This is a genomic window from Streptomyces sp., assembly GCF_031181705.1.
Classification (GTDB): domain Bacteria; phylum Actinomycetota; class Actinomycetes; order Streptomycetales; family Streptomycetaceae; genus Streptomyces.
In genome coordinates this window covers 1-10,976 of the sequence record NZ_JAPSKN010000146.1, presented here as the reverse complement: position 1 = coordinate 10,976, position 10,976 = coordinate 1, and the positions used below count along the sequence as shown (strand labels likewise).

Sequence of the window (10,976 nt, the reverse complement as noted above, 5' to 3'; positions counted from 1 at the left end):
GCGAACGAGACACGCGCCGGGCCCACCCCACGGACCAGCACCACCCGCGTCCCCGCGACTCCCGCCGGAGGCGTACCCCCGTCCTCCGGCGGCCCAGGCCGTCGGACGAGGACGGAGGGGCGTCGTGAGAAGGCGTGTGGGGCGTGCGGCCGCCGTCCTGATGGCGGCCGTCCTCGCGGGGGCCGGCTGCACCGGCGACGGCGGCGAGGGCAGGGACGGGCCCACCGTCGGCGTGCTGCTGCCGAGCCGTGCCGTACCCCGCTGGGAGCAGTCCGACAAGCCCATGATCGAGAAGCGGGTGAAGGAGCTGTGCGCCGAGTGCACGGTGATGTACGCCAACGCCGAGAACGACGCGGCGAGCCAGCGGCAGCAGATGGCGTCCATGATCACCAGAGGCGCCTCGGCGCTGATCCTGGACGTCGTCGACCCCAGGGCGCTGCGTTCCTCGGTCCGACGGGCGCACCGCGAGGGCGTCCCGGTGATCGCCTACGACCGGCTCGCCGAGGGTCCGATCTCGGGGTTCGTCAGCTTCGACGGCAACCAGGTCGGCCGGCTCCAGGGCGCGGCGCTTCTCACGGCCATGGGCGCGCGGGCCGACGGGGGCGGTGTCGTGATGATGAACGGCGACCCATCCAGCCCGAACGCCGCCTGGTACGAGCGCGGGGCGGAATCCGTCCTGCGGGACAACGTCCGCATCCTGAAGTCGTACAGCACTCTGGGGTGGCGCACGGAGAACGCGCACGACCAGATGTCCGCCGCGATCAGCGCCCTCGGCCCGCACCGGATCGACGGGGTCCTCGCGGCCAACGACTCGATCGCCGCCGGTGTCATCGCGGCCCTCAAGAGCGCCCGGGTCTCCCCGCTGCCTCCGGTCACCGGCCAGGACGCCGACCTCGACGCCGTCCACCGCATCGTCGAGGGCGAGCAGTACATGACCGTCTACAAGCCCTTCCGGCTGGAGACGGACGCGGCGGCCGCGCTGGCCGTCGCGCTGGCCCGCGGTGACGACGTGGACGCCCTCGTCACGACGACGGTGGACACCCCCACCACCCGGGACGTCCCGGCGGTGCTGCTCGACCCGGCCGCCGTCACGCGGGACAGCATCGGCCGGACGCTCGTCCGGGACGGCGTCTACACGGTCGACCAGATCTGTCCCCCGAAGCTCCGGCGCGCCTGCGACCGGATCGGGCTCACGCGGTGAGGGAGGTGGCCGCCGTGCTCCATCCGCCCGTGCTGGCGCTGCGCGGCATCTGCAAGCGGTTCGGCGGCGTCCAGGCGCTCGTGGACGTGGACCTGCGGGTCCGTGCCGGTGAGGTCGTGGCGCTGGCGGGTGACAACGGCGCCGGCAAGTCCACGCTGGTCAAGGTGATCTCCGGGGTGAGCCCCGCCGACCGGGGCGTCATCGAGTGGGAGGGGCGCCGGGTGCAGATCAGGCGTCCGCACGACGCCCACAGCCTCGGTATCGCGACCGTCTACCAGGACCTCGCGATGTGCGACAACCTGGACGTCGTCGGCAATCTCTTCCTCGGCCGGGAGATCGACCGGGTGGGCATCCTCGACGAGGTGGAGATGGAGCGGCGGGCCCGCGAGCTGATGCGCACGCTGTCGATCCGCATCCCCGACGTGCGCGTGCCGGTCGCGGCGCTGTCGGCCGGGCAGCGGCAGGCCGTCGCGATCTCCCGTTCGATCATGGCCGAGCCCAAGGTCCTGCTGCTCGACGAGCCCACCGCCGCGCTGGGCGTGGAGCAGACCAGCCATCTGCTCGACCTCATCGAGGAGGTACGCGACCGTGGCATGGCGATCATCCTGATCAGTCACAACATGGGCGACATCAAGGCCGTCGCGGACCGGGTGGCCGTGCTCCGGCTGGGGCGCAACAACGGCCTGTTCGACGTGAGCACCGTGACGCAGGAGCAGATCATCTCCGCCGTCACCGGGGCGGCGGACAACGCCGTGGCGCATCGCGCGAGGGGCGACGAGGAGGCGTGGCCGTGACCGGCGGCGGGCCGCGAAGCGGCGGTCCGGGGGCCGGGCCGGTCACCACCGGCCGGGAACAGCGCGGCCGTGGCTGGCAGGAGAGCCTGCGGGGGTACGCCCTGGACGTGCGCGGGAGCGTGCGGGAGGGCGAGCGCGGGCCGGTGCTGGTCGTCGCCGGGCTGATCGTGATCTGGTGCGTCTTCCAGGCGCTGGACGACAAGTTCCTCTCGCCGCGCAACCTGTCCAACATCGGCGTGGACATCGTCGGGACCGGGCTGGTCGCCGTCGGCATCGTGTTCGTGCTGCTGATCCGGGAGATCGATCTGTCGGTCGGCTCGGTCAGCGGTCTGGCGGGGGCGGCGTTCGCCGTGCTGAACGTGAACCACGGCGTGCCGGAGTGGCTCGCGGTGGTCGTGGCGGTGGCGGCGGGCACGGCCGTGGGCGCCTTCCACGGCGTCTTCCACGCCTGGCTGGGGGTGCCCGCGTTCGTGGTGACGCTCGCGGGACTGCTGATCTGGAACGGTCTGACGCTCTACCTGCTGGGCGCGAGCGGCACGATCAACATCGACGAGGAAGGGCTGGTGGCGTCCCTGACCAGCCGGCACTTCGGCGCCGACGGGGCGGCGTACGCGGTCGCGGCGCTCGGCACGGCCGGATACCTGCTGGCCGCGCGCCGCCGACGCGGCCGCCACCGGGCCGCGGGGATGCCCCACCGGCCGGAGCGCGAGATCTGGCTGCGCACCGGGCTGCTGGCGGTCGCCTCCTTCGCCGCGGCCCACACCCTCAACCGCTTCCACGGCCTGCCGCTCGCGCTGTTGATCTTCCTGACGGTGCTGGTCGTCTCGGACTACGTGCTGCGGCGCACCCGCTACGGGCGGCGGGTGTACGCGCTCGGCGGCGGGGTCGAGGCGGCGCGCCGCGCGGGCATCGGCGTGGAGCGGGTGCGGGTGGCGATGTTCATGGTGTCGGGGACGCTGGCCGCGGTCGGCGGGCTGTTCGTGGCCTCGGGGCTGACCTCGGCGAGCCCGACCACGGCCCGGGCGGCCGGTTCCGGGATGCTGCTGATCAACGCGATCGCCGCGGCCGTCATCGGCGGTACGAGCCTGTTCGGCGGGCGGGGCTCGCCCTGGTCGGTGCTGCTCGGGGTGCTGGTGATCCAGTCGATCGCCTCCGGCATGGGCCTGCTGGGGGTGCAGGACGCCGTGCAGTTCATGATCACCGGTGGGGTGCTGCTGGCCGCCGTCGCGGCCGACGCCCTCTCCAGACGGGCGGCGGCCCGGAGAGGCCGCCCCTGAGGCTGCGACCTGTTCGACCGGTTCGCCCCAGATGCGTAGGTATGCAGGGAATGGGTATGGGCCGGTTGTCATGACAGGGAGCCGCCTCGTCAGGGTGGCCGTGGCCGCCACGGCCGCCGTGGGCCTGGCCCTCGCCGGGTGCGGTGACACCGATCCGCCCGGTGCCGAGGAGCAGCAGGCCGACCTCAGCGTGCTCGCGACGGACGCGCCTCAGATGCAGACCCTGGAGAGGCTCACCAAGAGGCACTTCACCGCGCGGACCGGCATCACGGTCGACTACACGCTGCTCCCGGAGAACGAGACCCGCGAGCGGATGAACACCGAGTTCGCGACCCAGGCCGGGACGTACGACGTGGCGAGCGTCAGCGCGTACGAGGTGCCGATCTACGCGGACAACGGCTGGCTCGCCCCGCTGGACTCCTACGTGAAGGCGGACGAGGACTTCGACCAGGACGACGTCTTCCCGAACCTGGTGGCGTCGCTGACCGGGGAGGACGGCAGGCTCTACGCCGAGCCCTTCTACGGCGAGGGCTCGTTCCTGATGTACCGCAAGGACCTCTTCCGCAAGGACGGCCTGACCATGCCGCCGAACCCGACGTGGCGGCAGGTCGCCGACCTCGCGGCCCGGGTCGACGGCACGGACGGCGCGAGCGGCATCTGCCTGCGCGGCCTGCCCGGCTGGGGCCAGAACCTCGCCCCGCTCAACACGGTCGTCAACACCTTCGGGGGCGCCTGGTACGACATGGACTGGAACGCCCGCCTGACCTCGCCGGAGTTCCGGGAGGCCGTCGGCTTCTACGTCGGCCTGCTGCGCGCGCACGGCCAGCCCGACGCCGACCGGATGGGCGTCATGGAGATCCTCGACCGCTTCGTCGAGGGCGGCTGCGCCATGATGTACGACGCCACCTCCCTGGCGTCGACGATCGAGGCCGACACCTCCGCCGTCAAGGGAAAGGTGGGGTACGTCCCGGCCCCGCACGAGAGGACCGAGAAGTCCGGCTGGCTGTGGACCTGGGCGTGGGGGATCCAGCAGGCCTCGGCTGAGAAGGACGCCGCCTGGGAGTTCATCTCCTGGGCCTCCTCCCGTGGGTACCAGGAACTGGTGGGCCGGGAGCGGGGCTGGACGGCCGCGCCCGCCGGGAACCGCAGGTCGCTGTACGCCAACCCGGAGTACCAGCAGGCGGCCGGCGCCTGGTACCGGCAGGAGTACACGGCGGCCACCGACTCGGCCGACCCGAAGGACCCCGGCGTGGCCCCCCGCCCCTACAGCGGCATCGGGTTCCTGGGCATCCCCGAGTTCGCCGTGCTCGGTACGGCGGTCTCGGAGCAGATCGCCGCGGCCATCGCCGGGCGGCAGTCGGTGGACGCGGCCCTGGAGAAGTCCCAGGACCTCGCGCAGGCCGCGGCGGCGAAGTACCGGGGGGAGTGAACGGCGCGGGCCGCGTCCCCGGTCATCCGGGAACGCGGCCCTGGAACTGCCGTGACCTGCCTGGCCGCGCCGCTTACTTGCGGATCAGGCTGCGCAGCACGTACTGCATGATGCCGCCGTTGCGGTAGTAGTCCGCCTCACCCGGGGTGTCGATGCGGACGACCGCGTCGAACTCGACGCCGGTGTCGGTGGTGACCTTCACCGTGCGCGGGGTGGTGCCGTCGTTGAGCTCGGTGACACCGGAGATGGAGAAGGCCTCCTCACCGGTCAGGCCGAGGGACTCGGCGGACTGGCCCTCCGGGAACTGCAGCGGCAGGACACCCATGCCGATGAGGTTCGAGCGGTGGATGCGCTCGTAGGACTCGGCGATGACGGCCTTGACGCCGAGGAGCGCGGTGCCCTTGGCGGCCCAGTCGCGGGACGAGCCGGAGCCGTACTCCTTGCCGGCCAGGACGACCAGCGGGATGCCGGCGGCCTGGTAGTTCTGCGAGGCGTCGTAGATGAAGGAGACCGGGCCGCCCTCCTGCGTGAAGTCGCGGGTGTAGCCGCCCTCGGTGCCCGGCGCGATCTGGTTGCGCAGGCGGATGTTGGCGAACGTGCCGCGGATCATGACCTCGTGGTTGCCGCGGCGCGAGCCGTAGCTGTTGAAGTCGCGGCGCTCGACGCCGTGCTCCGTGAGGTACTTGCCGGCCGGGGTGTCGGCCTTGATGGCACCGGCCGGGGAGATGTGGTCGGTGGTGACCGAGTCGCCGAGCTTGGCGAGCACCCGGGCGCCGGAGATGTCCTGGACCGGGGCCGGCTCCATCTGCATGCCCTCGAAGTACGGGGGCTTGCGGACGTAGGTGGACTCGGCGTCCCACTCGAAGGTGTTGCCGGTCGGGATGGGCAGCGCCTGCCACTGGGCGTCGCCCGCGAAGACGTCCGCGTAGGACTTGGCGAACATGTCCTCGCCGATGGCGTTGGCGACGACGTCGTTCACCTCGGCCTCGGAGGGCCAGATGTCCTTCAGGAAGACCGGGTTGCCGTCCTGGTCGGTGCCCAGGGCGTCCCTGGTGATGTCCACCTTCATGGAACCGGCGAGCGCGTAGGCCACGACCAGCGGCGGGGACGCCAGGTAGTTCATCTTGACGTCGGGGTTGATACGGCCCTCGAAGTTCCGGTTGCCGGAGAGGACCGAGGTGACCGCGAGGTCGTGGTCGTTGACGGCCTTGGAGACCTCCTCCGGCAGCGGGCCGGAGTTGCCGATGCAGGTGGTGCAGCCGTAGCCGACGAGGTTGAAGCCGACCTTGTCGAGGTACGGGGTCAGGCCCGCCTTCTCGAAGTAGTCGGTGACGACCTTGGAGCCCGGGGCGAGGGTGGTCTTGACCCACGGCTTGCGGGTCAGGCCCTTCTCCACCGCCTTCTTGGCCACCAGGGCGGCGGCGACCATGACGTACGGGTTGGAGGTGTTGGTGCAGGAGGTGATGGCCGCGACCGTCACCGCGCCGTGGTCCAGCTCGTACGAGGTGCCGTCGGGGGCGGTCACGGTGACCGGGTTGGACGGGACGGCGGCACCGGTGCCGTCGGCGTGCTGCGGCGCGCCGGCGCCGTTCTCCTGGCTGCCGTAGGCCGGGGCGTCGGAGGCCGGGAAGGACTCGTCGCTCGCCTCGTCGACCGGGGAGGCCGCGGTACCGGACTGCTGCGCGGCGGGCACCTCGACGTAGTTGAGCACGTCCTTGGCGAACTGCTGGGCGGCCTCGGCGAGGACGATGCGGTCCTGCGGGCGCTTCGGGCCGGCGATGGACGGGACGACCGTGGCGAGGTCGAGCTCCAGCTTCTCGGAGAAGTCGGGCTCGGCGGCCGGGTCGAGCCAGAGGCCCTGCTCCTTGGCGTACGCCTCGACCAGCGCGACCTGCTGCTCGGAGCGGCCGGTCAGGCGCATGTAGTTCAGCGTCTCGTCGTCGATCGGGAAGATCGCGGCGGTGGAGCCGAACTCCGGCGACATGTTGCCGATGGTGGCGCGGTTGGCCAGGGAGGTGGCGGCGACGCCCTCGCCGTAGAACTCGACGAACTTGCCGACGACGCCGTGCTTGCGCAGCATCTCGGTGATCGTGAGGACCAGGTCGGTGGCGGTGGTGCCGGGCTGCAGCTCGCCGGTCAGCTTGAAGCCGACGACGCGCGGGATCAGCATGGAGACCGGCTGGCCGAGCATGGCGGCCTCGGCCTCGATGCCGCCGACGCCCCAGCCGAGGACGCCCAGGCCGTTGACCATGGTGGTGTGCGAGTCGGTGCCGACCAGGGTGTCCGGGTAGGCCTTGCCGTCGCGGACCATCACGACACGGGCCAGGTGCTCGATGTTCACCTGGTGGACGATGCCGGTGCCGGGCGGGACGACCTTGAACTCGTCGAAGGCGGTCTGGCCCCAGCGCAGGAACTGGTAGCGCTCCTTGTTGCGGCCGTACTCCAGGTCGACGTTCTGCTTGAAGGCGTCGTTCGTGCCGAACTTGTCGGCGATGACGGAGTGGTCGATGACCAGCTCGGCCGGCGCGAGCGGGTTGATCTTCGCCGGGTCGCCGCCCAGCTCCTTGACGGCCTCACGCATGGTGGCGAGGTCCACGACACAGGGAACGCCGGTGAAGTCCTGCATGATCACGCGGGCCGGCGTGAACTGGATCTCCTGGCTGGGCTGGGCCTGCGAGTCCCAGCCGCCGACGGCACGGATGTGGTCGGCGGTGATGTTCGCGCCGTCCTCGGTGCGGAGCAGGTTCTCCAGCAGGACCTTGAGGCTGTAGGGAAGGCGGGCCGAGCCCTCCACCTTGTCCAGCCGGAAGATCTCGTACGACTCGTCGCCCACCTGCAGCGTGCTGCGGGCGTCGAAGCTGTTCGCCGACACGACAGTCTCCTTCATTGATGTGCGCGTTCCACCACGATCCTGCCGCCATGGCCTCTCGACCGATCCGCTAAGGTAAGGCTAAGTTAGGTAACCCTTACCGGGGTGACGGCTGCGGTGCTCCTCGGCAGATATCTCGATGTCGAGATAACTCTAGTACACCCGGGGCCATTGGTCATGCCCGGGCGGCGACCGCGTCCATCGGACCTGCGGCCGGTGCCGCCAGGTCCTCCTCGACCACTCCCGGCCCTCGACGTCATCGTCGGACCGGGGGACGGCCTGCGGACCGTCGCCGGGTGGAGCCGTGTCCTCACATCGGAGCGCCAACGGCGCCATCAGAACGGGAACCCGGGGTAACCGAACGGAACCGGGAACCCCCGGTGACACCGAAAGGAGGCCCTGAATGCCCCTCACGTTCCGTAAGAGTTTCCGAATTCTTCCCGGCGTGCGGCTCAACATCAACAAGCGCTCCTGGTCCATCACCACCGGCGGCGGCAAGAACGGCCCCCGGCACACCCGCAGCAGCACGGGACGTCGTACGACATCGATGGATCTGCCCGGACCTTTCGGGTGGCGGCGCACCACGACCTCCAAGCGACACTGAGGCCATGGGGCGGGATTGACGGCCCATCACCCGTACGGACCCTCCGTTCGGATCTCATCTCATATCTGAGATAACCTCAATCCCATGGCAGACGACTACCTCGTACGCATCGGCAGGCTCATCCGTGACGCCCGGCAGCACCGGGGCTGGACGCAATCGCAGCTGGCCGAGGCGCTCGGCACCAGTCAGAGTGCCGTCAACCGCATCGAGCGCGGCAACCAGAACATCAGCCTTGAGATGATCGCCCGGATCGGGGAGGCCCTCGACAGCGAGATCGTCTCGCTCGGCTACGCCGGCCCGATGCACCTGCGGGTGGTCGGCGGCCGCCGGCTGTCCGGCGCCATCGACGTCAAGACGAGCAAGAACGCCTGTGTGGCGCTGCTGTGCGCCTCTCTGCTCAACCAGGGGCGCACAGTACTGCGCCGCGTCGCCCGCATCGAGGAGGTGTACCGCCTCCTGGAGGTGCTGGGCTCCATCGGCGTGCGCACGCGGTGGATCAACGACGGGGTCGACCTGGAGATCGTGCCGCCGGCCGAGCTGGACCTGGCGGCGATCGACGCGGACGCGGCCCGCCGCACCCGCTCCATCATCATGTTCCTCGGCCCGCTGCTGCACCGCATGGACCACTTCAAGCTGCCCTACGCCGGCGGCTGCGACCTCGGCACGCGCACCGTCGAGCCGCACATGATCGCCCTGCGCCGGTTCGGCCTGGACATCGCCGCCACCGAGGGCCAGTACCACGCCCGGGTCGACCGCTCGGTCAGCCCCGACCGCCCGATCGTCCTGACCGAGCGCGGCGACACGGTCACCGAGAACGCGCTGCTCGCCGCCGCCCGGCACGACGGCATCACCGTCATCCGCAACGCCTCCTCCAACTACATGGTCCAGGACCTGTGCTTCTTCTTGGAGGCGCTCGGCGTCAAGGTCGACGGCATCGGCACCACCACCCTCACCGTCCACGGAGTGCCGACCATCGACGTCGACGTGGACTACTCCCCCTCGGAGGACCCGGTCGAGGCGATGAGCCTGGTGGCCGCGGCCGTGGTGACGGAGTCGGAACTGACGGTCCGCCGGGTCCCCATCGAGTTTTTGGAGATCGAGCTCGCGGTCCTGGAGGAGATGGGCCTCGACCACGACCGCACGCCCGAGTACTTCGCCGACAACGGGCGCACCCGCCTGGTGGACCTGACCGTACGGCCCTCCAAGCTGGAGGCGCCGATCGACAAGATCCACCCCATGCCGTTCCCGGGCCTGAACATCGACAACGTCCCGTTCTTCGCGGCCATCGCGGCGGTCGCCCAGGGCAAGACCCTCATCCACGACTGGGTCTACGACAACCGCGCGATCTACCTCACGGACCTGAACCGCCTCGGCGGCCGCCTCCAGCTGCTGGACCCCCACCGCGTCCTGGTCGAGGGTCCCACCCGCTGGCGCGCCGCGGAAATGATGTGCCCCCCGGCCCTGCGCCCCGCGGTGGTCGTCCTCCTGGCGATGATGGCAGCCGAGGGCACGTCGGTGCTGCGCAACGTGTACGTCATCAACCGGGGTTACGAGGACCTGGCGGAGCGGCTGAACTCGATCGGGGCGCAGATCGAGATCTTCCGGGACATCTGAGAGTTCGCACAAGAAGCGCCGCCACGCCCCTGCTGACCTTCGTGAAGGCGGAGCGGGAGGGGAGGCGGCGGCGCCTTTGGGACTTCTCTGGGACTTCCGGTATCAGACCCCACCCTCGCCGGCCGTCCCAACGGAGTCATACGTCATCCCCCAAGCCCGCCGAGCGACGTCTCCGGTGTGGTCGCCGAGGACCTCGCTCTGGCGCGCACCCTCGTCGGCCGCAGTGGCCACGCCGGCAGTCCTACCGTGTTCCGCTCCTTGCCGGCCAGCGCGGCCCGCGCCGGCACTCCGGACAGTCGTTCTGGGCGGAACTCGGCCTCGGGTGAGACGTGCGGGACTCAGCCATCGACCACCGGGTTCGCGCCAACGGCCGCGCAGCCCAGGCTCAGTGAACCGTCACTGTCAGTGCTGAGCGCTAGTGTCGTTCGCCCGGCAAGGAGCCGGTGAGCCCTGGGGGGAGCACGAAACCGCCATGCCCGACAACAACTCCGGATGCCGGATCTCCGTCGTCGACGAGGACCCGCTGCGCGCCCGCAGGGACGCACGCGAACTGCTCGCCGCGCTCGCCGAAGCCGACTCCACCGCCAGGCTGGACCTGCCCGAACCCGGCAGCCTGGCAAGGTCCTTCGACAAGGGCGGCCCGTCCGCCGAGACCGTCGGGTTGTTGCTGAGCGCCGGTTCGTTCGTCGCCGCGCTGGTGCAGGTGTGGCTGGCGCGGATCCCCCAGCGCACCATCGTGGTCAAGCGGCCCGACGGGGCGGTCCTGCACGTCACCGGCAAGGAGGCCCGCGAGGACGCCACGCTGATCGAGCGGTTCCTCGCCGACGGTGGCGACGACGGCACGGCGGCGGGCTGAGCGGCGATGACCGACAACGACCGCCACGCGTTACTCGTCGGTGTCTCCACGTACGACAGCGGGGCGTACCCGGACCTCCCGGCCGTGCGGGCCGACCTGCACTACATGCGGGCGGTGCTGGAGAACACCGAGATCGGGATGTACAACGAGTGCGCGGTGGCCGCCGAGCCCACGCGCGCGGAGATGCTGCACGCCGTCGAGACGTTCCTGGAGGCCCGGCAGGCCAGCGAGACCGCGCTGCTCTACTTCAGCGGACACGGCGAGTACTGCGAGCAGGACGGCCAGCTGTACTTCCTGACCCGGGACACCGACCCCACCGACCTGCCGGGCAC

Annotated in this window: 9 protein-coding genes; 8 read left to right on the top strand and 1 reads right to left on the bottom strand. The window is 70.7% G+C overall.

Features of this window, described 5'->3' with window-relative positions:
• The first annotated feature begins 124 nt into the window (after window positions 1-124).
• The 4 genes from RIN80_RS22670 (at window position 125) to RIN80_RS22655 (ending at window position 4,701) form a co-directional block, all read left to right on the top strand.
• The gene (locus tag RIN80_RS22670) at window positions 125-1,201 is read left to right on the top strand and encodes a sugar ABC transporter substrate-binding protein (protein WP_375141777.1); all 1,077 of its coding nucleotides are present in this window, start codon (window positions 125-127) and stop codon (window positions 1,199-1,201) included.
• A 14-nt stretch (window positions 1,202-1,215) separates the two neighbouring features.
• Complete coding sequence (locus tag RIN80_RS22665) at window positions 1,216-1,995, top strand: ATP-binding cassette domain-containing protein (protein WP_309097479.1); 780 nt, start codon at window positions 1,216-1,218, stop codon at window positions 1,993-1,995.
• A complete protein-coding gene (locus tag RIN80_RS22660) occupies window positions 1,986-3,272 on the top strand; it encodes a sugar ABC transporter permease (RefSeq protein ID WP_375141776.1) in 1,287 nt (428 codons plus the stop codon). Before RIN80_RS22665 ends, RIN80_RS22660 begins: the two co-directional genes overlap by 10 nt.
• Before the next feature lie 70 nt (window positions 3,273-3,342).
• Window positions 3,343-4,701, top strand: a complete 1,359-nt coding sequence (locus RIN80_RS22655; RefSeq protein ID WP_309097478.1) for a sugar ABC transporter substrate-binding protein — start codon at window positions 3,343-3,345, stop codon at window positions 4,699-4,701.
• Between the two features lie 73 nt (window positions 4,702-4,774).
• Here the strand turns inward: RIN80_RS22655 and RIN80_RS22650 are convergent, their stop codons facing one another.
• On the bottom strand, window positions 4,775-7,573 hold the full coding sequence (locus RIN80_RS22650; protein ID WP_309097477.1) for an aconitate hydratase: 2,799 nt from the start codon (window positions 7,571-7,573) through the stop codon (window positions 4,775-4,777).
• A 400-nt stretch (window positions 7,574-7,973) separates the two neighbouring features.
• Between RIN80_RS22650 and RIN80_RS22645 the strand changes: the two genes are divergently transcribed.
• From RIN80_RS22645 to RIN80_RS22630, 4 genes are all read left to right on the top strand, one after another.
• Window positions 7,974-8,174 (top strand): DUF4236 domain-containing protein, encoded by a 201-nt coding sequence (locus RIN80_RS22645; RefSeq protein WP_094053964.1) that lies wholly within the window; start codon window positions 7,974-7,976, stop codon window positions 8,172-8,174.
• A gap of 84 nt (window positions 8,175-8,258) precedes the next feature.
• Window positions 8,259-9,788: a UDP-N-acetylglucosamine 1-carboxyvinyltransferase gene (locus RIN80_RS22640; protein ID WP_309097476.1), complete on the top strand. Its 1,530-nt coding sequence runs from the start codon at window positions 8,259-8,261 to the stop codon at window positions 9,786-9,788.
• 472 nt (window positions 9,789-10,260) lie between these two features.
• Entirely contained in the window at window positions 10,261-10,644 is a 384-nt protein-coding gene (locus RIN80_RS22635; RefSeq protein ID WP_309097475.1) for a hypothetical protein, read from the top strand.
• A gap of 6 nt (window positions 10,645-10,650) precedes the next feature.
• Window positions 10,651-10,976: caspase family protein (locus RIN80_RS22630; RefSeq protein WP_309097474.1), on the top strand; the 326-nt coding region annotated here is incomplete at its 3' end.